At 72.5% G+C, this 26085-nt stretch carries 22 protein-coding genes; 18 read left to right on the top strand and 4 right to left on the bottom strand.

The window, feature by feature from the left end; all coding sequences use genetic code 11:
• Positions 1–68 precede the first annotated feature (68 nt).
• The 3 genes from ACH4ZA_RS27915 to ACH4ZA_RS27905 are packed head-to-tail and all read left to right on the top strand — an operon-like array spanning position 69 to position 2427.
• The gene (locus tag ACH4ZA_RS27915) at positions 69–1112 is read left to right on the top strand and encodes a hypothetical protein (RefSeq protein ID WP_398432158.1); all 1044 of its coding nucleotides are present in this window, start codon (positions 69–71) and stop codon (positions 1110–1112) included.
• Positions 1109–1687 carry a hypothetical protein gene (locus ACH4ZA_RS27910; RefSeq protein ID WP_319279177.1) on the top strand — a complete coding sequence of 193 codons (579 nt, stop codon included), beginning with the start codon at positions 1109–1111 and terminating at the stop codon, positions 1685–1687. Before ACH4ZA_RS27915 ends, ACH4ZA_RS27910 begins: the two co-directional genes overlap by 4 nt.
• Positions 1684–2427 carry an ATP-binding cassette domain-containing protein gene (locus ACH4ZA_RS27905; protein ID WP_319279175.1) on the top strand — a complete coding sequence of 248 codons (744 nt, stop codon included), beginning with the start codon at positions 1684–1686 and terminating at the stop codon, positions 2425–2427. The genes ACH4ZA_RS27910 and ACH4ZA_RS27905 overlap by 4 nt, the downstream gene beginning before the upstream one ends.
• Before the next feature lie 165 nt (positions 2428–2592).
• Here the strand turns inward: ACH4ZA_RS27905 and ACH4ZA_RS27900 are convergent, their stop codons facing one another.
• A complete protein-coding gene (locus ACH4ZA_RS27900) occupies positions 2593–3129 on the bottom strand; it encodes an HNH endonuclease (protein WP_057574627.1) in 537 nt (178 codons plus the stop codon).
• A gap of 324 nt (positions 3130–3453) precedes the next feature.
• Between ACH4ZA_RS27900 and ACH4ZA_RS27895 the strand changes: the two genes are divergently transcribed.
• The 14 genes from ACH4ZA_RS27895 to ACH4ZA_RS27830 all read left to right on the top strand — a co-directional run bounded on the left by ACH4ZA_RS27895 (position 3454) and on the right by ACH4ZA_RS27830 (position 23277).
• Positions 3454–4566 (top strand): mechanosensitive ion channel family protein, encoded by a 1113-nt coding sequence (locus ACH4ZA_RS27895; protein ID WP_319279174.1) that lies wholly within the window; start codon positions 3454–3456, stop codon positions 4564–4566.
• 274 nt (positions 4567–4840) lie between these two features.
• The gene (locus tag ACH4ZA_RS27890; protein WP_319279173.1) at positions 4841–6052 is read left to right on the top strand and encodes an ROK family transcriptional regulator; all 1212 of its coding nucleotides are present in this window, start codon (positions 4841–4843) and stop codon (positions 6050–6052) included.
• Positions 6053–6168: 116 nt separating this feature from the next.
• Positions 6169–7518 carry an ABC transporter substrate-binding protein gene (locus ACH4ZA_RS27885; RefSeq protein ID WP_319279172.1) on the top strand — a complete coding sequence of 450 codons (1350 nt, stop codon included), beginning with the start codon at positions 6169–6171 and terminating at the stop codon, positions 7516–7518.
• 2 nt (positions 7519–7520) lie between these two features.
• Complete coding sequence (locus ACH4ZA_RS27880; RefSeq protein ID WP_319279171.1) at positions 7521–8465, top strand: sugar ABC transporter permease; 945 nt, start codon at positions 7521–7523, stop codon at positions 8463–8465.
• Positions 8466–8470: 5 nt separating this feature from the next.
• Positions 8471–9364 (top strand): carbohydrate ABC transporter permease, encoded by an 894-nt coding sequence (locus ACH4ZA_RS27875; RefSeq protein ID WP_398432157.1) that lies wholly within the window; start codon positions 8471–8473, stop codon positions 9362–9364.
• Between the two features lie 6 nt (positions 9365–9370).
• Positions 9371–10636, top strand: a complete 1266-nt coding sequence (locus tag ACH4ZA_RS27870; protein WP_398432156.1) for a 6-phospho-beta-glucosidase — start codon at positions 9371–9373, stop codon at positions 10634–10636.
• Complete coding sequence (locus ACH4ZA_RS27865) at positions 10627–11598, top strand: N-acetylglucosamine kinase (protein WP_398432155.1); 972 nt, start codon at positions 10627–10629, stop codon at positions 11596–11598. Before ACH4ZA_RS27870 ends, ACH4ZA_RS27865 begins: the two co-directional genes overlap by 10 nt.
• Positions 11599–11941: 343 nt before the next feature.
• Positions 11942–13336, top strand: a complete 1395-nt coding sequence (locus ACH4ZA_RS27860; protein WP_398432154.1) for a hypothetical protein — start codon at positions 11942–11944, stop codon at positions 13334–13336.
• A gap of 14 nt (positions 13337–13350) precedes the next feature.
• Positions 13351–14385 carry a glutamate ABC transporter substrate-binding protein gene (locus ACH4ZA_RS27855; RefSeq protein WP_398432200.1) on the top strand — a complete coding sequence of 345 codons (1035 nt, stop codon included), beginning with the start codon at positions 13351–13353 and terminating at the stop codon, positions 14383–14385.
• Positions 14386–14471: 86 nt separating this feature from the next.
• On the top strand, positions 14472–15800 hold the full coding sequence (locus ACH4ZA_RS27850) for a hypothetical protein (RefSeq protein WP_319282496.1): 1329 nt from the start codon (positions 14472–14474) through the stop codon (positions 15798–15800).
• Positions 15801–15802: 2 nt separating this feature from the next.
• The gene (locus ACH4ZA_RS27845) at positions 15803–18532 is read left to right on the top strand and encodes a tetratricopeptide repeat protein (RefSeq protein WP_398432153.1); all 2730 of its coding nucleotides are present in this window, start codon (positions 15803–15805) and stop codon (positions 18530–18532) included.
• A 3-nt stretch (positions 18533–18535) separates the two neighbouring features.
• Positions 18536–19969 carry a protein phosphatase 2C domain-containing protein gene (locus ACH4ZA_RS27840; protein ID WP_398432152.1) on the top strand — a complete coding sequence of 478 codons (1434 nt, stop codon included), beginning with the start codon at positions 18536–18538 and terminating at the stop codon, positions 19967–19969.
• A gap of 170 nt (positions 19970–20139) precedes the next feature.
• Complete coding sequence (locus ACH4ZA_RS27835; RefSeq protein ID WP_398432151.1) at positions 20140–21486, top strand: VWA domain-containing protein; 1347 nt, start codon at positions 20140–20142, stop codon at positions 21484–21486.
• 66 nt (positions 21487–21552) lie between these two features.
• The gene (locus tag ACH4ZA_RS27830) at positions 21553–23277 is read left to right on the top strand and encodes an FHA domain-containing protein (protein ID WP_398432150.1); all 1725 of its coding nucleotides are present in this window, start codon (positions 21553–21555) and stop codon (positions 23275–23277) included.
• Between the two features lie 123 nt (positions 23278–23400).
• On the opposite strand, the gene ACH4ZA_RS27825 is transcribed toward ACH4ZA_RS27830, so the two are convergent.
• Positions 23401–24462 carry a methyltransferase domain-containing protein gene (locus ACH4ZA_RS27825; protein WP_398432149.1) on the bottom strand — a complete coding sequence of 354 codons (1062 nt, stop codon included), beginning with the start codon at positions 24460–24462 and terminating at the stop codon, positions 23401–23403.
• Positions 24463–24549: 87 nt separating this feature from the next.
• Between ACH4ZA_RS27825 and ACH4ZA_RS27820 the strand changes: the two genes are divergently transcribed.
• A complete protein-coding gene (locus ACH4ZA_RS27820) occupies positions 24550–24963 on the top strand; it encodes a globin (RefSeq protein ID WP_319278426.1) in 414 nt (137 codons plus the stop codon).
• A gap of 27 nt (positions 24964–24990) precedes the next feature.
• Here the strand turns inward: ACH4ZA_RS27820 and ACH4ZA_RS27815 are convergent, their stop codons facing one another.
• Together ACH4ZA_RS27815 and ACH4ZA_RS27810 are read right to left on the bottom strand one after the other, a co-directional pair.
• Positions 24991–25671: a hypothetical protein gene (locus ACH4ZA_RS27815; protein ID WP_319278425.1), complete on the bottom strand. Its 681-nt coding sequence runs from the start codon at positions 25669–25671 to the stop codon at positions 24991–24993.
• On the bottom strand, positions 25668–26081 hold the full coding sequence (locus ACH4ZA_RS27810) for a thioesterase family protein (RefSeq protein ID WP_266717795.1): 414 nt from the start codon (positions 26079–26081) through the stop codon (positions 25668–25670). The genes ACH4ZA_RS27815 and ACH4ZA_RS27810 overlap by 4 nt, the downstream gene beginning before the upstream one ends.
• Between the last annotated feature and the right edge of the window lie 4 nt (positions 26082–26085).

The following is a 26085-nucleotide window of genomic DNA, read 5'->3' as shown; positions in this document are numbered from 1 at the left end:
CTTATGCGACGGCTGCTGGATTTTCCTGCTGGGAGAGTGGCCGTCTAAAAAGCGCACGGATATGGGCCTTGGCTCCGGCCCGTTCCCGCTATCGGATCGCGGCCAATGTCCTGGCCCCGGTGATCGTGCTCTCGTGGCTGGTCATCCTTCTTCCCCCCGCGGCTTCCCTCGCCTGGTCGGCGACCATGCCCAGCCTCGACAGCCTGCGCCTGCCGCTCGCGGCGATGGCGATATGCGTCGCACACGCGATCGTGGGATTCGCCGTGGGCTGCTGGGCTCCCCGCATCATCGCCACGCCGATCCTGGCTGTGGGCGACTGGCTCCTCGTCTCCTTCACCCGGGCGATGCTGCCGTACTGGCCCCGTCACGTGTCCGGGCAGTTCGGCACGATCGGCTTCGGCGAGGTGCCCCGGCTCGTCACGACGGCGGCCCCGATGCTGCTGGCCGGCGGCATCGCCGTCGGACTGCTCCTCCTCTGGCTGCCCTTCGGGTGGCGCCTGCTCCGGGTCGCCCTCGCCGCCGCGGTCGCCGTGGGCGGCGCCTTCGGGGCCTACCGGCTGACCGCCGACTGGTCGGCCACTCCGCCGATCACCACCGGGAACGTGGCGATGGCGTGCACCGGCAGCGCGCCGCGCATGTGCGTGCCGGAGTTCAACGAGCGTTATCTCTCCAAGGCGCAGAGCGCCAGCGCCAAGGCGCTCAGCGTGCTACGGGACGCCGGAGCGACCTCCGCCCAGCCTCAGCTGATCACCGACGGCTACGTCGACGGCCGCCACCAGAAGGCGTCCACGGACACCGAATGGCGCATGATGCTGACCGTGCCCATGCAACGGGGCGACGCGGTGTACCAGGTCGTCGTGCGCTCGCTGAAGTTCCGCTGCAAGGAGGTCGACGTCCGGACCGCGCACTCGGCATGGCTGTGGGCCGCTACGAAGACCGGGCAGGCGGAGGCCTACCAGATGCGCCGGGAGCAGGAGGGCATGAACCCCGAGGACCGGCAGCTGGAGAAGCAGATCAAGACCGACGTCACCCGGGTGCTGGCCGAACCCGCGGCCGAGCAGACCAAGTGGATCAAGCAGCAGCTCGACACCTGTCAGGCGAACCCGTCGTGAGGTGGTGGTTCAAGGCCCGGCGGGGGCACACGCTGCTGCCGCTCGCCCTCGTCGTCTTCACCGCCGCCCTCTACGCCGTCCAGGACACCACGGTGCTGCTGCCGGCCATCACCGGCAGTCCCAGGGTCGCGCTCGCCCTGTTCGTCCCGGTGCCGCTGTTCGCCATCCTGATGGCGATGCTGGAGTCCCGGCTGCCCGCGGCCGAGGTCTCCGGGGTACGGTCCGTCACCCGGCTCGACAACCTGCTCGTCACCGGGGTCGTGGCGACCGCCGTGCTGTGCAGCATCGTCGTCGCCGCCCTGCAGGGAACCGGGACGGCCACGACCGGAGGGCGCAACGCCCTGTTCCTGACCGGCCTCATGCTGCTCGGACGCGCCTGGGTCGGACAGGGAGCCGTGATGCTCCCCGTGGGATGGTTGGTCACCGTCGCAGTCATCGGGTTCCGTGGGAACGTCCCGCGCTCGTGGACCGTCATCGCGCTTCCTGCGGACGACCTGTTCGCAGCAGCCGCCTCCCTGGTGGTGTTCGCCCTCGGACTCGCCGCCCAGATCCGCTCGTCGAGGAAAACAGCGTGACACTCGAACTCCGCAACTGCACCTACGGCTACCGGCGCTGGAAGCAGCCCGTGCTGCAGGACTTCTCCTACAGCCTGCCGGAAGGCCTCACCGTGCTGCTCGGTCCCAACGGGGCCGGCAAGTCGACGCTGCTGAAGCTCGCGGCCTCGGTGACCGCCCCCCAGAAGGGGCGCGTCGCCCTGGACGGGGCGCCGGCCGGCACCGCGGCGTACCGGCAGGCCGTGGCCTGGATGCCGCAGGACATCGTGCCCATGCCGACGCTCACCGCCCGCGAGTACGTCGCCTACATCGGCTGGCTCAAGGGCATGAACCGCACGGACGCCTGGAAACAGGCCCGTAAGGCCCTGGCCCGTGTGGAGCTGACCGACAAGATCGACGCCCGCACGAGCCAGCTCTCCGGCGGCCAGCTGCGGCGCGTCGGCGTGGCGGGGGCGCTGGTGCACGGCGCCCGGGTCCTGCTGCTGGACGAGCCGACCGCCGGCATGGACCCCTACCAGCGCCGTGTGTTCCGCGACATCCTGCGCGGGCTCACCGGTGACGTGCGCGTCCTGCTGTCCACGCACGACGTCGCCGACCTTGCGGAGGAGGCGGACCACGTCACGGTCATGTTCGGCGGAGCCGTCCTCCACCACGGGACCACCCACACGTTCCTGGCCCACACTCCGCCGGGAACCCTCGAGGGGCGCGCCGCCGAAGCGGCGTACACCGCGCTGCTGAGAAGCCACAACGTCGCCGCATGAAGCCCGGGGCCGACCGCCGGGGTCGTATGCGAGGCCCCGGCGGCGGCGCGCGGCACCCATGGCGGCCCGGGGCGCATGGCCGGCCCGGGGCGACCGGACAGACACCGGCGCCGTGACCGGAAGGGTCTGCCGCGAGGCTCACGGCGCGCCTTCGCGGCCACGGCCCTAGGCGGAGATGCCGTCGATCCTGGCCAGGGCGTCGTCCGCGCCGTACGGCTGAAGGTACGGCAGCCAGCGCGGATCCCGGTGGCCGGTGCCGATGATGCGCCAGGCGAGGCCGGAGGGCGGCGCGGGCTTGTGGCGCAGTCGCCAGCCGATCTCGACGAGGTGCCGGTCGGCTTTGGTGTGATTGCAGCGGCGGCAGGACGCCACGACGTTGTCCCACACGTGCTTGCCCCCGCGGCTGCGCGGGACGACGTGGTCGACGCTGGTTGCGACGCCACCGCAGTACATGCACCGGCCCCCGTCCCGGGCGAACAGCGCCCGGCGGGTCAGCGGGACGGGCCCCCGGTAGGGGACCCGGACGAATCGCTTGAGCCGGACCACGCTGGGTGCGGGGACTGTGACGGTCGCGCTGTGCAGGAAGGCGCCGGATTCCTCGAGGGAGACCGCTTTGTTCTCCAGGACGAGGACGAGCGCGCGGCGGAGCGGTACGACGCCGAGTGGTTCGTACGACGCGTTGAGGACCAGGACGTGCGGCACGGATGCCTCCTTGGGCGTCGGCGGCGCGTGGCTCGCGCCGGGACGATCTGTGGTCAGTGTCCCCTCTCGCCTGCTGGACGCGCCACCATGTCCCGGTAACGGGCTGGGAGTGTTTTCGACCACACCCTGTCGCCTCCCCGGGATCATGGCCTGTTCAAGCGCAGGTGAGCACCGTCTCTCCTTCACCGATCGCGCCGAGCCACTCACAATGCCCCGTTAGTGTGGTGGTTCTGTCCGTCCGGTGACCTTTCCGTGACCTCGCCGAGCGCGTCGCCCCCGACCGCCGCACCGGATGGAGCAGTGCAGCACCTGGAGGTACCTGCCGTGTCCTTGCCCGCCGTCCTACTGGCCGCCGACTCGTCGCCGTCGCCGACTCCCTCGGAGTCGCCGTCGGCGGTGACGGTCCCGTCGCTCCAGGACGCCCAGGAGAGCGCGACGAACGCGGCCAGCTGGGTCGAGCAGAACTGGTCGACGTGGCTGGCGATCGGTCTGCGGGTGCTGCTGATCCTGGTGATCGCGGTGGTGCTGAGAGTGGTGGTGCAGCGGGCGATCACCAAGCTGATCGACCGGATGAACCGCACCGTGGCCTCGGTCGACGGCACGGCGCTGGGCGGACTGCTGGTCAACAACGAGCGGCGGCGTCAGCGCTCGCAGGCGATCGGCTCGGTGCTGCGCTCGGTGGCGAGCTTCCTGATCATGGGCACGGCCGCGCTGATGGTGCTGGGCACCTTCGAGATCAACCTGGCCCCGCTGCTGGCCTCGGCCGGTGTGGCGGGTGTCGCGATCGGTTTCGGCGCGCGCAACCTGGTCACCGACTTCCTCTCCGGCGTGTTCATGATCCTCGAGGACCAGTACGGCGTCGGCGACCAGATCGACGCGGGCGTGGCCGCCGGCGAGGTCATCGAGGTGGGCCTGCGGGTGACCAAGCTGCGCGGCGACAACGGGGAGATCTGGTACGTCCGCAACGGCGAGGTCAAGCGGATCGGCAACCTCTCCCAGGGCTGGGCGACGGCCGGCGTCGACGTGACCGTCAAGGCGTCCGAGGACCTGGACAGGGTGAAGGCCACCCTCGACGAGGTCGCGGAGAAGATGAGCAAGGAGGAGCCCTGGAACGAGCTCCTGTGGAGCCCGATCGAGGTCCTGGGCCTGGACAGCGTCCTGCTCGACTCGATGGTGGTCCGCGTCTCCGCGAAGACGATGCCGGGCAAGTCCGCGGCGGTCGAGCGGGAGCTGCGCTGGCGGGTCAAGCGCGCCTTCGACGCGGCCGACATCCGCATCGTGGGCGGCGCGACCGCCACCGCGACGGAGGACCCTGCGGACCCGTCTCCCGCGGTCGCGGCCCCCTCCGCGTTCGCCGACGCGGAGTCCCCGCAGTCGGCGGCGGCGACGCCGATCGCCCAGCCCCGCGCGGCGACGACCACCCCCTCGCCGAGGTAGCGGAACACTTCGGAACAGCTCAGCACACCCGTTCGAGACAGGGGCGGGGATTCCGACGGCGTCGGAGTCTCCCGCCCACGGGCGAACAAGACGCTCCCCCGGTAACGACTGCGTTGCCTCGGGGGCGTTTGTCGTTTCGCACCTTGACGACCCCTTCGCCCCGGGCTTACGTTCCCTTCCACCGATAGGAAACTTTCCTAACAGTGACCGGATGTGGACGTGCGTCCGGCGGACTTGAGAAGCTGGGCAGTTCAGAGAGGCAGGTGTCGACCCCATGGCAGGAACCGCCGGCACGCCGGGCACCCCGCGCGTCCTGCGCGCCATGAACGACCGCGCCGCGCTCGACCTCCTGTTGACGCACGGCCCGCTGTCACGTACCCGCATCGGCAAGCTCACCGGCCTGTCGAAGCCCACCGCCTCCCAGCTCCTGGCCCGCCTGGAGGCGGCGGGGCTGGTCCTCGCGACCGGCACCACGGCGGGGCGACCCGGCCCCAACGCCCAGCTCTACGCGGTCAACCCGGTCGCCGCGTACGCCGCCGGGCTCGACGTCACCCCCGAACGCGTCCTCGCCTCCGTCGCCGACATCACCGGCCGGACCGTGGGCGCGCACGAGGTGCCCACGCCCGGCAGGAACACCGCCGGAGCCGTCGTACGGCAGGTCACCGACGCCCTTGACGGCGCCGTCAAGGCCGCCGGCCTCACCCGGGACGACGTGCGCCGGCTCGTCGTCGCCACCCCCGGCGCCTTCGACCCCACCACCGGTCGGCTGCGCTACGCCTCGCACCTGCCCGGCTGGCACTCCCCCGCGCTGCTCGACGAACTCGCCGCAGCCCTGCCGATGCCGGTCGAGTACGAGAACGACGTCAACCTCGCCGCGGTCGCCGAACAGCGGCTCGGCGCGGCCCGCGGCCACGAGGACTTCGTCCTGCTGTGGAACGAGGGCGGGCTCGGCGCCGCCCTCGTCCTCGGCGGCCGGCTGCACCGCGGCTGGACCGGCGGCGCGGGCGAGGTCGGCTTCCTGCCGGTGCCGGGCGCACCCCTGGTCCGTCAGGTCACCAAGGCCAACAGCGGCGGCTACCAGGAGCTGGCGGGCTCGCAGGCCGTCCCCCGGCTGGCCCGGGAACTCGGCATCGACGACGTCCCCGAGGGGCCGTACGCCGAGGTCGCCGCCGCGCTCGTACGGCGGGCCGCCGCCGAGGACACGGCCCTGCACCGGCTGCTGCTCCAGACCTACGCCACCCGGCTAGCGACCGGTCTCGCCTCGCTGGTCTCCGTACTCGACCCCGAACTCGTCGTCCTCAGCGGCGCCTCCCTGACGGCCGGCGGCGAGGTGCTGCGCGCCCTCGTCCAGGACGAACTGGAGGAGCTGGCGGCGTCCCGGCCGAAGCTGGTCATGGGCGACGTCACCGAACGGCCCGTGCTGCGCGGCGCGTTGGAGAGCGCGCTGGCCGCCACCCGCGACGAGGTCTTCGACACCTCGCGCTGAGCCACACCCCGCACCCCTCGCCCGTCATTCCGTGAACCCGTAACCCGCGGCGGACCCGTCCTCCGCCTCTTCACCTCGCCTCACCTCACCCCGCCCTGTCCCTGGAAGGCTCCGCCATGCCCACACGCATACCCGAGGTCGTCCGAAAAGCGGCTTTCGCCCTCACCGCTTCCACCGCTCTGCTGCTGAGCACGACCGCCTGCACCGGCCAGTCCTCCTCCGACGCGAGCGACGACGCGTCGAAGGAGACGACCCTCACCTTCTGGCACGCCTGGAGCGCGCCGAACGAGGTGAAGGCCGTGCAGGCGCTGGTCGCCGGCTTCGAGAAGACGCACCCCAACATCCATGTGAAGGTCGTCGGCAACATGACCGACGACAAGATCAACCAGGCGCTGCGGGCCGGCGGCAGCACGGCGCCCGACGTGATCTCGTCCTTCACCACCAACAACGTCGGCAAGTTCTGCTCGTCGGGCGCCCTGGTCGACCTCAACCCCTTCTTCAAGAAGGCGGACATCGACCCGGCGACGACGTTCCCGAAGGCGATGAACGAGTACACCCAGTTCGAGGGCGACCGGTGCGCCGTCCCGCTGCTCGGCGACGCCTACGGCCTCTACTACAACCGGACGGCGTTCGAGAAGGCCGGCATCACCGCTCCCCCGAAGACCTGGTCCGAGTTCGCGGCCGACGCCAAGAAGCTGACGATCACCCAGGGCGCCACCTACAAGCAGCTCGGCTTCATGCCGAACTACCACGGCTGGGAGACGACCACCGAGCACTACATGGGCCAGTTCGGGCCGACCTACTTCGACGCGTCCGGCAAGTCGACCATCGGCACGGACCCGGCCGTCGCGGCGGCCTTCACCACACAGAAGAAGCTGGTCGACGAGCTCGGCGGGTTCAGGAAACTGGAGACCTTCCGCGCCGGCCTCGGCGACGAGTGGGGCCCGGGGCACCCCTTCCACACCGGCCAGGTGGCCATGCAGCTGGACGGCGAGTGGCGCCTGGGCATGGCCCTGGAAGCCAAGCCCGCCTTCGAGATCGGCGTCGCCCCGCTGCCCGTCCCGGACGACCAGGCGGCCCGGTACGGCAGGGGCTACATCACCGGAACCATCGCCGGCATCGCCGCCACCAGCAAGAAGCAGAACGCGGCCTGGGAACTGGTGAAGTACATGACCACCGACACGGACGCGGTCGTCGCCTTCTCCAACGCGATCCACAACGTGCCCTCCACCCTGGACGCCCTGAAGTCCCCCGCCCTGAAGTACGACCCGCGGTTCAAGACGTTCCTGGACATCGCCGCGAACCCGAACTCCACCACCTCCCCGGCGTCCGTCAACGGCGGCGTCTACCTGACGACCGTCCAGCAGCTCGGCTACGACTACGAGAGCGGCAAGGTCACCGACCTGACGGCCGGGCTGAAGAAGGCCGCCGCGCAGATCGACACGGACATCGCGCAGGCGAAGTAGCGATGGCGACGACCCACACGTTGAGGGCGAAGCACCGGCGCTCGGCCCTGCGCACCCTCGCCTTCCTCTCGCCCTGGCTGATCGGTTTCGCGGTCTTCTTCGCGTACCCGATGATCTCGACCGTCTACTTCTCGTTCATGCACTACGACGGCTTCCGGCCGCCGACCTGGAGCGGCACGAAGAACTGGACGTACGTCTTCGAGCACTACCCCTTCTTCTGGCCGGCGCTGCGCAACACCCTGTGGCTGGTCGTGATCATGGTCACCCTGCGGGTGCTGTTCGGGCTCGGGATCGGCATGCTGATCACGAAGATCAAGACCGGCACCGGAGTCTTCCGCACGCTGTTCTACCTGCCCTACCTCGCCCCGCCGGTGGCGGCGACCATGGCCTTCGCGTTCCTGCTCAACCCCGGCACCGGACCCGTCAACTCGCTCCTCGCGAACGTCGGCATCCCGGCGCCGGGCTGGTTCAACGACCCGGACTGGTCCAAACCCGCCCTCACGCTGATGTTCCTGTGGGGGGTCGGCGACCTGATGGTCATCTTCATGGCCGCACTGCTCGACGTGCCGAAGGAGCAGTACGAGGCGGCGGAGCTGGACGGCGCCTCGGCCTGGCAGCGGTTCCGGTTCGTCACCCTCCCCAACATCTCGCCGATCATCATGTTCGCGGTCGTCACCGGCGTGATCGCGGCGATGCAGTGCTACACCCAGCCCCTGGTCGCCGGAAAGGTCGCCTCGGGCGTGATCCAGGGCGCGGGCACCATGTTCGAGCCCGGCTACCCGGAGCACTCCACCCTCACCCTCCCCCAGCTCGTCTACAACCTCGGCTTCCAGCGCTTCGACTACGGCTCGGCGTGCGTCGTGGCCCTCGTCCTGTTCGCCCTGTCGATGGCGTTCACCGCGCTGCTGATGCGGCGCCGGGGCGGGCTCATCCAGGCAGGTGACTGACCCCTATGACGCAAGTACTGGACCGCCCGGCCGAGTTGACGACCACGTCCACGCCCGCCGAGCGCACCGCCCGCCGCAGGGCGCTGCTGGAATGGATCGCGGTGCACTCCCTCGGCGTCGCCGCCGCGCTCTTCTTCACCCTCCCGTTCGTGTTCGTGTTCCTGACCTCCCTGATGAGCGACTCGCAGGCGCTCAGCCGGGACCTGATCCCGCACACCTGGGAATGGGCCAACTACCGGAAGGTCTTCGACACCCCGGGCTTCCTCACCTGGTGGCGCAACACGCTGATCTACGCCGGCCTGGGGACCGTCCTCACCGTCCTGTCGTCGATCCCGGTCGCCTACGCGCTGGCCAAGTTCCGCTTCCGGGGCCGGAACCTGACGCTCATGCTGGTGATCTCGATGATGATGCTGCCCCCGCAGGTGGTCGTCATCCCGATGTACCTGTTCTGGGCCAAGCAGCTGGACCTGTCCGGCACCCTGTGGCCGTTGATCATCCCGCTGGCGTTCGGCGACGCCTTCTCGATCTTCCTGCTGCGCCAGTTCCTGCTGACCATCCCGGGCGAGTACCTGGACGCGGCGAAGGTGGACGGCTGCGGCGACCTGCGCACCCTGCTGAAGGTCGTCCTGCCGATGGCGAAGCCCGGCATCGCCGCCGTGGCCCTCTTCCAGTTCTTCGCCGCCTGGAACGACTACTTCGGCCCGCAGATCTACGCCTCCGAGAACCCGGACGCGTGGACCCTCTCCTACGCCCTGGAGTCCTTCAAGGGAGCGCACCACACCGACTGGAACCTCACCATGGCGGCCACCGTGCTGGTCATGGCCCCCGTGATCCTCGTGTTCTTCTTCGCGCAGAAGGCGTTCGTCGAAGGTGTCACCCTCACCGGAGTGAAGGGTTAACAAGGCATGAAACTCACCGTGGTCGGCGGCGGCTCGACCTACACCCCCGAACTGATCGACGGCTTCGCCCGGTTGCGCGACACCCTGCCCGTCGAGGAGCTGGTCCTCGTCGACCCGTCGGCCGAACGCCTCGAACTGGTGGGGGCCCTGGCCCGGCGCATCCTCGCCCGCCAGGGCCACCCCGGCACGGTCGTGACGACGAACGACCTCGACCGGGCCGTCGAGGGCGCCGACGCCGTGCTGCTCCAGCTCCGCGTCGGCGGCCAGGCGGCCCGTGAGCAGGACGAGACCTGGCCGCTGGAGTGCGGCTGCGTCGGCCAGGAGACGACCGGCGCGGGCGGCCTGGCGAAGGCGCTGCGCACGGTCCCGGTGGTCCTGGACATCGCCGAGCGGGTCCGCAGGACCAACCCGGACGCCTGGATCATCGACTTCACCAACCCGGTCGGCATCGTCACCCGCGCGCTGCTCGAGGCCGGCCACAAGGCCGTCGGCCTGTGCAACGTGGCGATCGGACTCCAGCGCAAGTTCGCCGCGCTGCTCGACGTCGCCCCCGCGGACGTCCACCTGGACCACGTGGGCCTCAACCACCTCACCTGGGAGACCGGGGTACGGCTGCACGGGCCCGAGGGCGAGGACGTCCTGCCCCGCCTGCTGGCCGGCCACGGCGACGCCATCGCCGCCGACCTGCGGCTCCCCCGCCCGCTCCTGGACCGTCTCGGTCTGGTCCCCTCCTACTACCTGCGCTACTTCTACGCGCACGACGAGGTCGTCCGCGAGCTGCGCACCAAGCCCTCGCGGGCGTCCGAAGTGGCCGAGATGGAACGCCGGCTGCTGTCGCTGTACGCCGATCCCGCGCTGGACGAGAAGCCGGAGCTGCTCGCGAAACGCGGCGGCGCCTACTACTCGGAGGCCGCGGTGGACCTGGCCGCGGCGCTGCTGACCGGCACGGGCAGCCCCTACCAGGTGGTGAACACGCGCAACGACGGCACACTGCCCTTCCTCCCGGACGACGCGGTGATCGAGGTCCAGGCGGCCGTGAGCCGGAAGGGAGCGACGCCGCTTCCCGTGACGCCGCTCGATCCGCTCTGCGCGGGTCTGACGGCGCAGGTGACGGCCTACGAGGAGCTGGCCCTGCGGGCGGCCCTGCACGGCGGCCGCGACCGGGTGTTCAAGGCCCTCCTGGCACACCCGCTGATCGGCCAGTTCGCGTACGCCGAGCAGTTGACGGACCGGCTGATCGCACACAACCGGGAGCACCTCGCGTGGGCCTGACGGCAGGTGTCCTCGCGATCGACGCGGGCAACAGCAAGACCGACGTCGCGGTGGTCGCGGCCGACGGGGAGGTCCTCGCCACGGCCCGCGGCGAAGGCTTCCGTCCTCCCGCGGTGGGCGTGACGGCGGCGATGGACGCCCTCGCCGAGACCGTCGCGCGCGCGTACGGGGCGGCCGGGGTGACGGCGGCGTCCCATGTCTCGGCCTGTCTGGCCAACGCGGACCTGCCCGTGGAGGAGGAGCAGCTGTCGGCGGCGCTGGACGCGCGCGCGTGGGGCGCGTCGGTCGACGTCCGCAACGACACGTTCGCGATCCTGCGGGCGGGCGTGGCCGAACCCCGGGGCGTGGCCGTGGTCTGCGGCGCCGGCATCAACTGCGTGGGCATGCGCCCCGACGGCCGCACCGCCCGCTTCCCGGCCCTGGGCCGGGTGTCCGGCGACTGGGGCGGCGGCTGGGGCCTGGCCGAGGAGGCCCTCTGGCACGCGGCGCGGGCGGCGGACGGCAGGGGCGGACCGACGGACCTGGCGCGTGCGCTCCCCGCCCACTTCGGGCTCCCCTCCATGTACGCGCTGATCGAGGCCCTGCACCTGGAGCACGTCCCGCCGGCCCGACGTCACGAGCTGACCCCGGTCCTCTTCGCGACGGCCGCGGCGGGCGACCCGGTGGCGCGCGCGATCGTCGACCGGCTGGCCCAGGAGGTGGTGACGATGGCGGCGGTGGCCCTCTCCCGTCTGGATCTGCTGGCGGAGGAGACGCCGGTGCTGCTCGGCGGCGGCGTCCTGACCGCGGGGCACGGGCAGTTGGACGACCGTGTCCGGGAGCTGCTCGCCGCGCGGGCCCCGAAGGCCGTCGCGCGCGTGGTGCGGGCACGGCCCGTGCTGGGGGCGGCGCTGCTGGGCCTGGACCGGACGGGAGCGGAGGTGGCGGCGCAGGACAGAACGCGCGCCTTCTTCGAAGGCTGAGCCGCCCCCGGCGGGGGGCGCGGGCCGAGACGCGGGGGCGCGGGCCGAGACGCGGGCACGGGCCGAGACGCCGGCACGGGCCGAGACGCCGGCACGGGCCGAGACGCCGGCACGGGCCGAGACGCGGCGGCCGTGGCTCCGCCACGGGGGCGCGCGACCAGCCACGACGCCCCGCGCACCGAAACCGGCGCATACCCCCGGGAAGGAACCGAACACCCGCCCCAGGCGTATTCATGGACAGGGGCAGCTGCGATCTGATCAAGATCCAGTGAAGGCCGGTGCGCAGTACCGCTCCCGCCAGGGATACTGACCGGCGGGAGATGACCATGGGGGAGGTCGAACAGTGGCAGATCCGGCAACCAGCACGGCACCACCGCCGGTCAAGGCGCCTGCGCCGACGCCGTCCGGCCCGCGCCGGACGGCTTTCGCCGAGGGCCTCGACAAGGCCCGTGCCGCGGCGACCACCGAGCCCGGGCGGCTGCGGGTCATCGGCGCCGTCCTCGCCCTGCTCGTCGTCGCCTTCGGCGCGGTGACCGCGTGGCAGACCACCGACCGCGCGGCCGCCGCCGACGACGTGCTGCACAAGAGCCAGCCGCTGAGCTCGGCCGCGGCCGACATCTACCGGTCGCTGGCCGGCGCCAACACGGCGGCCTCCAGCGGCTTCCTGGCGGGCGGCCAGGAGACGGCGACGTCCCGGCAGCGCTACGAGGAGAACATCGACAACGCGGCCGAGAAGCTCGTCAACGCCGCCAACAGCGCCGACGCCGACTCCGCCTCGAACGAGTACATCGTCAAGCTGAACACGATGCTGCCCGAGTACAAGGGCCTGGTGGAGCGCGCGCGGACGTACAACCGGCAGGGCTTCCCGGTCGGCGGCGCCTATCTGCGCTACGCCAACCAGAAGATGCAGGACGAGATGCTCCCGGCGGCCCAGGAGCTCTACGACAGCGAGAACCGGCGGCTGCAGGACGACTACGGCGACGCCACCCCCTACCCGTGGGCGGCGATCGCGCTCGGCGTGATCGCGCTGGCGGGCCTGGCCTGGGCGCAGCACCGCAACTACCGCCGTACCAACCGGGTCCTGAACCACGGACTGGTCGCCGCGACGGCCGCCACCACGGTCGTGCTGCTCTGGCTGGTGGTCGGGCACAGCGTGGCCCGCGCGGGGCTCGACGACTCCTACGAGCACGGCGTCCGCTCGCTGAACGTGCTGCACGACGCGCGGATCGCCTCCCTCAAGGCCCGGGGGAACGAGAACCTCACCCTGGTGGCGCGCGGCGCCGAGACGGTGAAGGTGACGGCCGACGGCAAGGACCTGACGCTCGACAAGTACGACCACGACTTCACCACCGACATGGCCGACCTCGGCAAGGGTCTCGCCCGGGCGGCGAAACTCGCCGACGACGAGTCCGGCGAGAAGCCGGTCGCGTCGGCCGAGAGCAACATGACGGAGTGGAAGAAGCGCCACGCCGCGGCCCGCGCGCAGGACGACAACGGCAACTACGAGCAGGCGCTGGCCCTGGTGATCGGCGGGAAGGACGCGACCGGCGCGTGCTTCGACAGCGTCGACGACAATCTGGCCACGGCACTGGAGCACGAGCGGCTCGAGTTCCGGAAGGCGGCGAGCGGCGGTCTGGACGCGATGACGGGGCTGCCGGCCGGCGCCGCCGCGCTCGCCGTCCTGGGCGCGGCGGGCGCGATCCTCGGCATCGGCCGCAGGCTGTCGGAGTACCGGTGATGGGGGGCGTGACGATGCTTGTGCGACGGGTGCGGGCGGGCCTGAAGGGCTGGGGCGGAGTAGGCGCGATGGCAGGCCTGTGCGCCCTCGCGCTGGCCTTCGTGCTGATGTTGCCGTCGGCCGGCTCGGGACCGGCCGCCGACGCGGGAGCCGGCCAGGGCGGCCGGGGCCTCGCTTCGGGCGCTCCGGCGACCGACGCCGGCTGCACCGACCCGGAGAAGCAGACGCTGGCTCCGTCGAGTGCGGACGGTGCGACGATCGCCGCGATCAAGGCCCGGCAGGGCGAGAAGCGCAAACTGGTCGTCGGCGTCGACCAGAACAGCTACCGCTGGGGCTACCGCGATCCCAACAACTCCGGCGCGGAGCTCGAGGGCTTCGACATCGACCTGGTCCACCGGATCGCCCAGGACATCCTCGGCGACCCGAACGCCGTGCAGTTCAAGGCCATCCCGACCAACCAGCGCGTCCCGGCCATCCAGGAGGGCCGGGTCGACATGGTGGTGCGCACCATGACGATCTCCTGCAGCCGGCTCGGCGAAGTCGCCTTCTCCGCGCCGTACTTCAAAACCGGCCAGCAGGTCCTCGCTCCCAAGTCCTCGCCCGTGAAGGGCTACGACGCCACGCTGGCGAAGAAGAAGATCTGCGCGGCGGCCGGCTCGACGGCCTACACCAGGCTGACGGACGACCAACGGGCCGGCAAGCTCGCCGCCGGCGCCACGATCGCCTCCGTCCCCAACCAGCTCGACTGCCTGGTGCGGTTGCAGCTCGGCGAGGCGGACGCGGTGGTCACCGACGGTGCGCTCGCGGCCAGTCAGGCCGCACAGGACCCGACGGTGGAGCTCAAGGGCGCGCCGTTCACGACCGAGTACTACGGCGTGGCGATGAAGAGCAGCGCGAGCGATCTGGTGCGCCGGGTCAACCAGATCCTGGTGTCGTACAGCGCGAGCGGCTGGCAGGCGTCGTACGACAAGTGGCTGTCGGCCACACTGGGCGGTGACGCGGCCACGTCGAGGCCGCCCACACCGCCGCAGTACCTGCGCACGAGCTGACGGCCACCGCCGGCGGCACGCCGCGGGGCCGGCGGGCGGGGCAGACAGACAGAGCAGCGGACCGACACAGCAGCGAGAGGTGATCGATGGGCGTCACGGGACCCCCCGGGCCGGTCATGGACCGGGACGAGGTCGACCGTGCGCTGGCGCGGCTCGGCGCGGAACACGAGGCGATCGAGACCTCGCTCCTCGCCCTGCAGGACCACGCGGGCCGCAGGCTCCTCGAAGGCGCCGAGCTCACCGGCGTCACCAAGGAGCGCTGGGCGTCCGCGGAGGCGTCGATCACCCTGCTGTGGGCGTACTTCGACGCGTACACGGCCGCCCTGCGCGGCGCCCGCGAGATCCGCTCGCGCCGCCGCTGGTCCAGTCGTGAGGACCTGGTGGAGCTGACGGAGCTGCTGCGCGGCGAGTCCGTCACCGTCGCGGGCTCGCTCGCGGGTCCGACGGCCAACGCACCGACGCTGCACGGCGCGGGCAAGCTCAGCCAGAGCTTCTCGCTGACGACGCTCGTCGACCGGATGAACGAGCTGTACGCGTCGTCGCTGGACATGGTCGTGGCCGCCGACGCCGTCTGGTCGGCGCTCCCCGCCCGGATAGATTTACTGGCCGCGGAGCTCCAGCGCACCCGCCGGCTGGCGCACTCCGTCGGCGTCCGTCCCGGCGAGCACCCGGCGGGCGACGACCTCGAGCGCATCACGCACACGCTGACCGCGCTGCGCGAACAGGTGGTGTCGGACCCGCTCGCCTACTGGACGCCGGCGCAGGGCAGTTCGGCGCCGGGCGGCGGCCGTCCCGACACCACGGTGTACGACCGCGAGGCCCGCGCCCTGGACGACGTGCGCAGGGAGATCGACGCCGTCCTGACGGTCCGCCAGGACGCCGAGCAGCGGCTGGTGCGGCTGCGGGACGTCCTGAGTCGCGCCGACCGCACCCTCGCCGAGGCGCGCGCCGCGCGCGGCGAGGTGCTGGCGAAGATCGCCGCCATCGAGGTGCCGGTGGTCAGCGGCCCGCCGACCGTGCTCCAGGAGCAGCTCGCGACGGCCGCCGAGTACCGCCGCCATGCCCAGTGGCACCGCCTGTCCCCGCTCCTGGAGTCCCTGGAGCAGAAGGCGGAGGACGAACTGCTGCGTGCCCGCGAGTCGTTGGGCGCGGTCACCCAGCCGCTGGCGGTCCGCGCGGAGCTGCGCGGCCGTCTCGACGCGTACAAGGCGAAGGTCGCCCGCCACGGGCTCGCCGAGGACCCGTTCCTCATCGAGCGCTACGACGCGGCGCGGCGCATGCTGTGGAGCGCGCCCTGCGATCTGCGCGTCGCCGAACAAGCCGTCCTGCGCTTCCAGCAGGCGGCCGCCGAACTGCTCAGCGCGCCACGCGTGCCTGAGCAGGGCGGGCCTCAGGACCACAGGGGGGAGCAGTAGCCATGAGTCAGGCAGGGCAGGCGTGTCAGCGGCCGGGCTGCGAGGGGTCGTACGAGGACGTGGGCGGCGGCGAGCTGTACTGCGACACCTGCGGACTGGCCCCCGTCGTGGCGTCCGGGGGCCCCTCCTCGGGGGAGGGTCTGGTGGGCTCGCCGCCGACCGGGGTCACCGGCGGCGGCAAGGGCTCGTCGGGCAGCTCCAGTTCGCGCAACAGCGCGCGCAGCTCCCGTACGACGTCGCAGTCGGCGAAGTCGCGCCGCTCGGTGTCCGGGCGGCTGTCGCGTTCCCTCTCGGGCAAGTCGACGGGCCGGTCGGTGTCGGTGCGCAGCTCCGGCTCGACGTCGAACTCCTCGGGGCGGGCCCGGCTGGGCGCCGGACTGGTCATGGTGCCGCAGGTGCCGAAGCCGGACCCGCGCTCGATGGTGCTGGAGAACCCCGAGGTGCCCGAGCGCAAGCGGTTCTGCTCGCGCTCCGACTGCGGTGCCCCGGTGGGCCGTTCGCGCGGCGAGCGGGAGGGCCGCACCGAGGGCTTCTGCACCAAGTGCGGCCACCCGTACTCCTTCGCTCCGAAGCTGAAGGCCGGCGACGTCGTGCACGGCCAGTACGAGGTCGTGGGCTGCCTCGCGCACGGCGGGCTCGGCTGGATCTACCTGGCCATCGACCGGCCGGTGGGCGACCGTTGGGTCGTCCTGAAGGGCCTGCTGGACACCGGCGACCAGGACGCGATGGCCGCGGCCATCTCCGAGCGGCGCTTCCTCGCCGAGATCGAGCACGCCAGCATCGTGCGGATCTACAGCTTCGTCGAACATCTGGACCAGCGCACCGGCTCCCTCGACGGCTACATCGTCATGGAGTACATCGGCGGCAAGTCCCTCAAGGAGATCGCCAACGACCGCCGCACGGCGCAGGGCAAACGGGACCCGCTCCCCGTCGAGCAGGCCTGCGCGTACGGCATCGAGGCGCTCGAGGCGCTCGGCCATCTGCACAGCCGCAACCTGCTGTACTGCGACTTCAAGGTCGACAACGCGATCCAGAGCCAGGACGAGCTCAAGCTGATCGACATGGGCGCGGTCAGGCGCATGGACGACGACGAGTCGGCCATCTACGGCACGATCGGCTACCAGGCGCCGGAGGTCGCCGAGGTCGGCCCCTCGGTCGCCTCCGACCTGTACACGGTGGGCCGCACGCTCGCCGTGCTGACCTTCGACTTCCAGGGCTACACGACCGTCTTCGTGGACTCGCTGCCCGACCCCGACAACATCGAGGTCTTCCGGCAGTACGAGTCCTTCTACCGGTTCCTGGTCCGCGCCACGGACCCCGACCCGGACCGCAGGTTCGCCTCCGCCCAGGAGATGGCCGAGCAGCTGACGGGTGTGCTGCGCGAGGTCGTCTCCCTGCAGAGCGGCCGGGCGCGGCCCGCGCTGTCGACGCTGTTCGGCCCGGAGGTCAAGGTCACGGACACCGAGCTGTTCCCGAAACTGGACGGGGAGGTGTCGCGGCTGGGCGCGCGCGTCGCCGTCCCGTCCCGCGGGCTGTTCGGGAGCTCACGGTCCACCACGGCGACGGCCGGCGGCGACGGCCGCCCGCCCGCCCTCGCCGCCGCCTCCGGCGTTCCCGCCGCCACGGCCGGTTCGTCCTCCGCGCCGCCGGGCGGCGCCGCTCTCGCGCTCGCGGGCCCGACGTCCCCTGTCCCGGCCGGAGCCGCGCTGCCGGCCGCGGGCGGTGCGGGAGCGCCCGGAGCGCCCGGAGCGCCCGGCATGGCCGCCGCGCCGATCGCGCCGGTCGTCACCCCCGGCCTCGTCAGGGCCGTTCCCGCGCCCGCCGCGGCCCTCGCGCTGCCCGCCCCCCATGTCGATCCCGCCGACCCCAACGCGGGTTTCCTCGCGGGTCTGCTGGCGTCCGCGCCGGGCGAACTGATCACGGCTCTCGCGGCCGCGCCGGCGCCGTCGGTCGAGACCCGGCTGCGGCAGATCCGCGCCTGGCTGGAGAACGGCGACCACCAGGCGGCCCTGATGTCGCTGGCGAAACTGGAGGGCGAACGGCCCGACGACTGGCGGGTGGTCTGGTACCGGGGCATGGCCTCGCTGGTCACCGGCGACCACGAGGGCGCCGCGCTGGCCTTCGACGCGATCTATGACGCCTTCCCCGGCGAGACCACGCCGAAGCTGGCGCTCGGCCTGTGCGCCGAGGTGCTGGGGCAGCTGGACAACGCCGCCGAGTACTACCGGCTGGTGTGGACGACGGACCCGAGCTATGTGAGTTCCGCGTTCGGCCTCGCCCGCGTCCAGCTCGCGGCCGGCGACCGGGCGGGCGCCGTACGGACGCTGGAGTCGGTGCCCGAGTCCTCCATCCACTACACCGCGGCCCGGGTGGCCGCGGTGCGCGCGAGGCTCCGGCAGCGGACCGCCACCGCCTCCGACGTACCCTTCCTGGAGGATCTCACCGCCGCCGCGGCCCAGGTCGAGGCGCTGGACGCGTACGGTCTGGACCCGACGCGGCGCGAGCAGCTGTCCGCCGAAGTCCTCGGCTGCGCCCTCGACTGGATACTCTCCGGTGGCCAGGGCGCGGGCCCGGCCGCCCGGGTGCTGCTCGGCAGCCGACTGGACGAACGGGGGCTGCGCTTCGGGCTGGAGCGCTCGTACCGCACGCTGGCCCGGCTGGCGACCGGCGGTGAGGAGAGAGTCGATCTGGTGGAACGTGCCAATCGTTACCGCCCCCGGACGTGGGTGTAGTTGATGTCGCAGATGCCCCGGCAGGCCGCCCTGCCGACGTGTCCGAGCTGTGCGGAGCCGCTCGACGCGGGTGACCGTTTCTGCGGTGCGTGCGGATACGACCTGTCCGTCGTGCCGCCGAGCCCGGACGACCACCCGACCCTGACGATGAACGGCTCGGCCCTGCCGGCGCCTTCGCAGACCCCGGGCGCGGTCCGTGAAGCCCGGGAGGACTGGCGAGCCCAGGAGGCGCCCCCCGGCGCCCCCACGGCCCCCGGCGCCCCCGCCGTTCCCGCCGTTCCCGGTGTTTCCGCCGTTCCCGGTGTTTCCGGGGTTTCCGGCGAACCGGGTGCGGCTGACGTCTCCGGCGCCCCCGACGGCTCGGGCGCGCCCGGCGTTCCTGGTGACTCGGGCGCCCAGGGCGCGGCTGACGTCACCGGCGTTTCCGGCGTCCGGTTCGACCGGCCCGCGGAGCCGGACGAATACGCCCTGCAGGCCCCGGACCCGCGGGTCGCGGCCGAGGCCGCCGTCGTGGCGGAGAGCGCGAAGGTGTGCGTGGCCTGCCGTGCGGGCCGGGTCGACGACGACGGGTACTGCGAGAACTGCGGCCACGCCCAGCCGCGCGAACGCGACCACATGGAACTGGAGTCCGGCCCGATCGCCGCCGTCAGCGACCGCGGTCTGCGCCACCACCGCAACGAGGACGCCTTCGGCCTCGGCCGCACCGCCCTGCCCGACGGCTCGCCGGCGCTCGTGGCGATCGTCTGCGACGGCGTGTCCTCCGCCACCCGCCCGGACGACGCCTCCCTCGCCGCGTCGAAGGCGGCGAGCGAGACGCTGCTGGCCGCCCTGCCGCGGGGAACGCACCCCCAACAGGCCATGCACGAGGCGATCGTCGCCGCCTCGCACGCGGTCAACGCGCTGGCCGAGGAACCCGCCACGGCCCGCGAGCACGCCCCGCACCAGAACGCCCCCGCCTGCACCCTGGTGGGCTCGGTGGTCACCGCCGGGCTGCTGGTCGTCGGATGGGTCGGCGACAGCCGCGCCTACTGGGTCCCCGCAGACCGCAGTTCGCCCCCGGCCCGCCTCACCGAGGACGACTCGTGGGCCGCGCAGATGGTCGCCGCGGGCCTGATGAACGAGGCGGAGGCCTACGCCGACGAACGCGCCCACGCCATCACCGGCTGGCTCGGCGCCGACGCCTACGAACTCGAGCCGCACACGGCTTCCTTCAAGCCGGACCGCCCTGGTGTGGTGGTGGTGTGCACGGACGGCCTGTGGAACTACGCGGAGGCCGCGGAGGAGATGGCAGGCGTCGTCCCGCCGGACGCCTCGGCCCGGCCCCTGCACAGCGCACGCGTACTGGTCGGCCACGCCCTGGACGGCGGGGGCCACGACAACGTAACAGTGGCCGTCGTGCCGTTCCCCGCCCCCGCGCAGGGGGCAGGATCGGCCTGAGGCCGCAGAACGAACTACGGGAAACCGGGAATCACGGGCAGCACACGAACCCCGGGATTCACGGCGACCACGGCAATCACGGGGAAGCACGCGTGCGGACCGGAGGGGACCGGTCCGTGCCCAGACATCACCCCACCGATGTGGGGTTTCCGAGGGGGATTTGAGTAGGCATGGCCAATTTCTCGAAGTCGAACGTGCCGCAGTTCTCGGTGGACGTCTATCAGAACGAGTACCTGCCGGAGGGCGGCCGCGAGGTCAACGCGATCGTGACGGTGACCGCCACCGGCGGCGGCACGGTGGGCAGCGCCGTGGCCTCGCCGCACCTCTACTCGCCGAGTCAGGGCCCGTCGGCCGCCGTGGCGATCATGGTGGACTGCTCCGGCTCGATGGACTACCCGCCGACGAAGATGCGCAACGCCCGCGACGCCACCGCCGCAGCCGTCGACACCCTGCGCGACGGGGTGCACTTCTCGGTGATCGACGGCACGCACGTCGCCAAGGAGGTCTACCCCGGCGGAGGCCGGCTCGCGGTCGCCGACGCGACCACCCGCGCGCAGGCCAAGCAGGCGCTGCGCCGGCTCAGCGCGGGCGGCGGCACCGCGATCGGCACCTGGCTGCGGCTGGCCGACCGGCTGCTGTCCACGGCGGACGTAGCCATCCGGCACGGCATCCTGCTGACCGACGGCCGCAACGAGCACGAGTCGCCGCAGGACCTGAAGGCCGCCCTCGACGACTGCGCCGGGCGTTTCACCTGTGACGCACGCGGCGTGGGCACCGACTGGGAAGTGAAAGAAGTCACAGGGATCGCGTCGGCCCTGCTCGGCACCGCCGACATCGTCGCCGACCCGGCCGGCCTCGCCGCCGACTTCACGCAGATGATGGAGACGGCGATGGGCAAGGAGGTCGCGGACGTCGCACTGCGGCTCTGGACCCCGGTCGGCACCGCCGTCAAGTTCGTCAAGCAGGTCGCCCCGACGGTCGAGGAACTGACCGGACGCCGCACGGAGGCGGGCCCGCGCGCGGGCGACTACCCCACCGGTTCCTGGGGCGACGAGTCCCGTGACTACCACGTGTGCGTCGAGGTCCCGGCGGCGAACGTCGGCCAGGAGATGCTCGCCGCACGGGTCTCGCTGGTGATCCCCGAGACCGGGGGCAGCGTCCGGAACCTGGGCGCGCAGGGGCTCGTGAAGGCCGTCTGGACCGACGACATGGCCGCCTCCACGTCGATCAACCCTCAGGTCGCCCACTACACCGGCCAGGCCGAACTGGCACAGGTCATCCAGCAAGGGCTCGACCTTCGCAAAGCGGGAGATATGGACGGAGCAACGGCCAAACTGGGGCGCGCTGTCCAGCTCGCGAGCGTCTCGGGGAACGCCGATACTGCGAAACTGCTTGCGAAGGTGGTGGACGTGGTCGATGCCACGACAGGTACTGTGCGACTGAAGGCGAAGGTCGCGGACGCCGACGAGATGACGCTCGAGACCCGGTCCACAAAGACTGTTCGTGTAAAGAAGTGACCTGAACGAGCTCCCAGGCGCCGAAGGGCTTCCGGGACACCGAAGAAGAGAGGGGGACGCGCCGACATGCCGACCTGCCCGAACGGACACCAGTCGGGTTCCGACGACTGGTGCGAGGTCTGCGGTCACCGCATGGCCGGTGCCGTGCCTCCGCCGCCCCCGCCGCCCCCCACCGCGGGCGGCGGCTACGGCTTCCCGCCGCCCCCGCCCGGCCAGGGCGGCGGCCGGCCCGACGGCCGCCACCCGTCCTCGGCGCCCGGCCACGAACCCGAGCTCTGCCCGCAGTGCCGCACGCCCCGGGAGGGCGGCGCGCCCTTCTGCGAGGAGTGCCGGTGGAACTTCCTCACCAACACCGCGACCTCGTACACCCCGGCCGCCCCCCGCACGCCGGGACCGGGCCCGGGTGGCCCCGGTCCCATGGGCCCCGGCGGACCGGGTCCCGGTGGTCAGGGCGGTCCGGGTCCCGGTGGGCGCTTCCAGCCACCGCCGCCGTCGTACGGGGGCGGCGACTCCTTCGAGTACCAGGGTTCCCGACCGTCGCAGGTGAACCGTCCCGCGGAACCGATTCCCCCGGGTCCGCCGTTCGGCGGCGAACCGTCGGGGCGGCAGGGCGGTCCCGGCGGCGTGGGCGGCCCCGCGGGGCAGGCCGGCGGCCCCTTCGGACGCGAGCCGGGCGGCCCGGGCGGTTCCGGCGGCCCGGGCAGACCCGGTGGCGGCTCCGGTCCGGCCGGCGGTCCCCCGGCGGGCGCCTTCGGCGGTCCCCCCACCGCTCCGGGCGGCGACCCCTTCGGACGCGAGCCCTCCGGTCCCGGCGGCCGTCCGTCCGGCCCGGCCGGCGACCCCTTCGGACAGCCTTCGGGCCCCTACCGGCGAGAGCAGGGCGGCCAGTCCGCCGATCCCTTCGGACGCGAGCCGTCCGGACCCTCCGGCGACCCCTTCGGACGCGAACCGTCCGGACCCGGCGGCCGTCCGCCCGGCCCCGCCCGCCCCGGAGACGGCGGCCCTTCGGGCTTCGGCGGCGAGTCCTCGCGGCCTGGCCCTCCCGGACCCCCGCCCACGACAGGCGGCGGCTTCCCGGGCCAGGGCCAGGGCGGTCCCGCAGGTCACGGTGGTCCGGGCGGCCCCGGGGCTCCGCAGGCCTACCAGCCGTCCGGCCCGGCGTCCCCGCCCGGCTACCCGCAGGAGACCGGCCGGCAGCAGCCCGGCGGCCGGCCCTTCGGCGGCGGTGACGACGACTGGGTGATCTCTCCGCCGTCGCACACGGGCCCCGGCCAGGGAGACCCGAGGAGTCAGGGCGCGCCCCAGGGCGGCGGTGGCTACGGCTACCCGCAGACCGGCGCAGCCCAGGCCCCGCCCCCGCCCAACCCGGCGTACTCGCAGCAGCCGGTGACCTGGACGGCGACGATCGGCCCGGACCGCTCGTACTTCATGGCGATGATGCACCGCTCGGGTCCGGAGGCCGCGGGGCTGAACCTGCCCGCGTACTCGCCCGAGCAGCAGCGCACGCTCACCGGCAACCAGATCACCATCGGCCGCCGCCGTCATTCCACCGGCGAGACCCCCGACATAGACCTGTCGGTGCCGCCGGAGGACCCGGGCGTCTCGCACCAGCACGCGGTGCTGGTCCAGCAGCCCGACGGCAGCTGGGCCGTCGTCGACCAGAACTCGACGAACGGCACGACCGTCAACGGCTCGGAGGAGCCGATCCAGCCCTTCGTCCCGGTGCCGCTGCAGGACGGCGACCAGGTCCACGTGGGCGCCTGGACGACGATCACCGTCCGCCGCGGCTGACGGCGACAGGACGGACCGCGACGGGACGGACGGCGACGGGACCGAGGGCGGCCGGCTGACGGCGACACCGGCCGGGCCGTCCGCGTGGTCCTGCCGTCGTGCAATCGTGCCGTCCCGCTCGTTCTAGCGATCGGGACGGCGGTCAGGGCGGTGATCGGGAAGGCGGTCGGGCCGGCCCTCGACCGGGTCGGTGCCCGGCGAACCCGGCAGTGGCCAGGCGTACGGGCCCTCCGGATCGTCGAGCCACGCCCACGCGCGCCCGTCGCCGACCGTGACTCCGTAGCGCTCCCGCCCGGGCATGCCCTCGCGCTCCCACAGGGAGTACGCCTCCTGCGGGTCGAGGGCCTCGCGGGTCAGGGTCAGCAGGAAGCGGAACCGGTCGCTCTCCCCGGCCCGGCGGGGCACCCCCGAGAAGGCCACCGGCTCCGGGTCGGGCCGGTCCGACCCGCGCAACGGCACGAAGTACGCCGGGGTGTGCAGGAAGCGTCCTTCCGCGTGGCCGGCGTCCCGTACCGTCAGCGCGATCAGCCCGGTGGCGAGCGGCGCGAGGATCAGGGCCCCGGAGGCACACTGGGCGAGCCAGGCGCGCGGCACGGACGCCAGCGTGCAGGTCGCGATGATCCGGTCGAAGGGGGCGCGTTCGGGGACCCCCCGTGCCCCGTCCCCGGTGACGACGGCGGGCCGGTACCCGGCGTCCGCGAGATGCCGGCGGGCCGACTCGGTGATCTCCGGATCCAGGTCGACGGTGGTGACGTTCTCCTCGCCGAGCCGGTACGACAGCAGCGCCGCGTTGTACCCCGTGCCCGCGCCGATCTCCAGAACCCGGTCGCCGTCCTCGACGCGCAGCTCGACCAGCATCAGCGCCATCAGCGAGGGCTGACTGCTGGACGTGAGCAGCACCCCGTCGCGCAGCCGGGTCGCCAGCGGGGTGTCCTCGTACGCGCCCCGCATCCAGCGCTCCCTGGTGCGCCGGTCGGGACTCTCGCCCCAGCGCCGCTCGTAGCCGCCGGCGCCGGCGACGTAGTAGTACGGCACGAAGAGATGGCGCGGCACCGTAGCGAAGGCCTCCCGCCATCGCGGATCCCCGGCGAACGCTCCGCTCGCCTCGATCTCCCGCACCAGCAGGGCCCGGGCGGAGGCGGCGAGGCCGGCCTCACCGGCGGGGTCGGGATCGTGGGCGCCCATGACCCCACTGTGCGGCGCGCGGCCCCCGGAAGCGAGCACCCGGGGGTGGTCCTACGCCTCGAGTCCTCCGTCGCGCCGTCTGAGACCATGGGAGGCGTGACAGAGATTCGGCGCGGCACGCTTCAGGAGCAGACCTTCTACGAGCAGGTCGGCGGGGAGGAGACCTTCCGCCGGCTGGTCCACCGTTTCTACCAAGGGGTCGCCGAGGACCCGCTGCTGCGGCCCATGTACCCGGAAGAGGACCTGGGCCCGGCCGAGGAGCGCTTCGCGTTGTTCCTCATGCAGTACTGGGGCGGCCCGACGACCTACAGCGACCAGCGCGGTCACCCGCGGCTGCGCATGCGGCACGCCCCCTTCGCCGTGGACCGGGCGGCGCACGACGCGTGGCTGAAGCACATGCGGGTCGCGGTGGACGAGCTCGGCCTGTCGGAGGAGCACGAGTACACGCTGTGGAAGTACCTGACGTACGCGGCGGCGTCGATGGTGAACACCCCGGAGTAGACGCCGAGGAGAGGCCGACGGACGGCGTCAGCGCACGCTGACGTCGAGCGTTCCCAGCTGCCCCGCGCGCCGTACCGCGACGGACCCGTACGGGGTGCGCAGCCGCAGCCACGCGCCGAGCGAGAGCAGCGCAAGGTCGCCCGGGGCGGCCGCGGGCCGCAGGAAGCCGAGCGACTGGGCCGCGTGCACGGCCCGCACGGGAAGCGCCGTGTCCCCGAGCGTCCGGGACCAGATCTCCCGTCCGATCCGGTCAACCTCCGCCCGGGTCCGCAGTTCGGCGGCCAGCTCCTCGGTACGGGAGCGGAATTCGGCGACGGCCGAGCCGACCGCCTCCCGCAGCGCGTCCGGAGCGGGCAGGCCCGCCTCGGGCCGCCACCCGCCGCGCGGCGGCAGCACGCCGGCCCACGGCGGCCCGGTGACCGCGGCGGGGACGCCGGCCGTGGCGGCGCTCTCGGCCACGGACTCCAGCAGCTCGCCCGCCGAAACCGTCACGTCCAGCGTGACGTCGAGGCCGTCCTCGTACGGTTTCGCGAGCCGCACCGCGCGGATCGCGAGCACCTCGAAGGACGGCGGCCGTCCGAAGACGGCGAGCGCGGTGCCGGCCGCCTGCAGTCGCACCGCCGCTCCGCGGTCGTAGTGGAGCAGCCGGGAGAGGAAGGCCGCGAGATCCGCGGCCTCCCCCTCGTCGGCGAGATGGAGCACCGTCATGCGGCGACGGCCTTCTCGGCGTCGTCGTCCTGATACTCCTCGAGGAAGAGACGTTCCTCGGCGGTGATCCGGCGCGGCCGTTGCGTCGCGAAGTCGAACGGCACGATGACGGTGGACGCCCGCACGTAGACCACGTCGTCGTCCTTCACCTCGTAGGAGATGGTGAAGGACGCCGCCCTGATGTTCGTGACCCACAGCTCGATGTCCACGGGCGTGTGCCGGTGGACGAGCTGCCGCTTGTAGTCGATCTCGTGGCGCGCCACCACGGACCCCTGCTGGAAGTCCTTCTCCGGACGGAACAGGAAGTCGATACGGGCTTCCTCCAGGTAGCGGAGGAAGACCACGTTGTTGACGTGGCCGTACGCGTCCATGTCCGCCCAGCGCAGCGGGCAGCGGTAGATGTGCCGCAAGATC

This window comes from Streptomyces sp. NPDC020597 (assembly GCF_044335095.1).
Classification (GTDB): Bacteria; Actinomycetota; Actinomycetes; order Streptomycetales; family Streptomycetaceae; genus Streptomyces.
The sequence above is the reverse complement of the archived record's forward strand: the minus strand, read 5'-3'. Positions and strand labels throughout refer to the sequence as shown.

Coding starts and splice junctions, on each gene's coding strand:
- ACH4ZA_RS27890 (WP_319279173.1), top strand. CDS start 4,841: ATGGCAGGAACCGCCGGCACGCCGGGCACCCCGCGCGTCCTGCGCGCC.
- ACH4ZA_RS27885 (WP_319279172.1), top strand. CDS start 6,169: ATGCCCACACGCATACCCGAGGTCGTCCGAAAAGCGGCTTTCGCCCTC.
- ACH4ZA_RS27880 (WP_319279171.1), top strand. CDS start 7,521: ATGGCGACGACCCACACGTTGAGGGCGAAGCACCGGCGCTCGGCCCTG.
- ACH4ZA_RS27875 (WP_398432157.1), top strand. CDS start 8,471: ATGACGCAAGTACTGGACCGCCCGGCCGAGTTGACGACCACGTCCACG.
- ACH4ZA_RS27870 (WP_398432156.1), top strand. CDS start 9,371: ATGAAACTCACCGTGGTCGGCGGCGGCTCGACCTACACCCCCGAACTG.
- ACH4ZA_RS27855 (WP_398432200.1), top strand. CDS start 13,351: ATGCTTGTGCGACGGGTGCGGGCGGGCCTGAAGGGCTGGGGCGGAGTA.
- ACH4ZA_RS27850 (WP_319282496.1), top strand. CDS start 14,472: ATGGGCGTCACGGGACCCCCCGGGCCGGTCATGGACCGGGACGAGGTC.
- ACH4ZA_RS27845 (WP_398432153.1), top strand. CDS start 15,803: ATGAGTCAGGCAGGGCAGGCGTGTCAGCGGCCGGGCTGCGAGGGGTCG.
- ACH4ZA_RS27840 (WP_398432152.1), top strand. CDS start 18,536: ATGTCGCAGATGCCCCGGCAGGCCGCCCTGCCGACGTGTCCGAGCTGT.
- ACH4ZA_RS27835 (WP_398432151.1), top strand. CDS start 20,140: ATGGCCAATTTCTCGAAGTCGAACGTGCCGCAGTTCTCGGTGGACGTC.
- ACH4ZA_RS27830 (WP_398432150.1), top strand. CDS start 21,553: ATGCCGACCTGCCCGAACGGACACCAGTCGGGTTCCGACGACTGGTGC.
- ACH4ZA_RS27825 (WP_398432149.1), bottom strand. CDS start 24,462: ATGGGCGCCCACGATCCCGACCCCGCCGGTGAGGCCGGCCTCGCCGCC.
- ACH4ZA_RS27820 (WP_319278426.1), top strand. CDS start 24,550: ATGGGAGGCGTGACAGAGATTCGGCGCGGCACGCTTCAGGAGCAGACC.
- ACH4ZA_RS27815 (WP_319278425.1), bottom strand. CDS start 25,671: ATGACGGTGCTCCATCTCGCCGACGAGGGGGAGGCCGCGGATCTCGCG.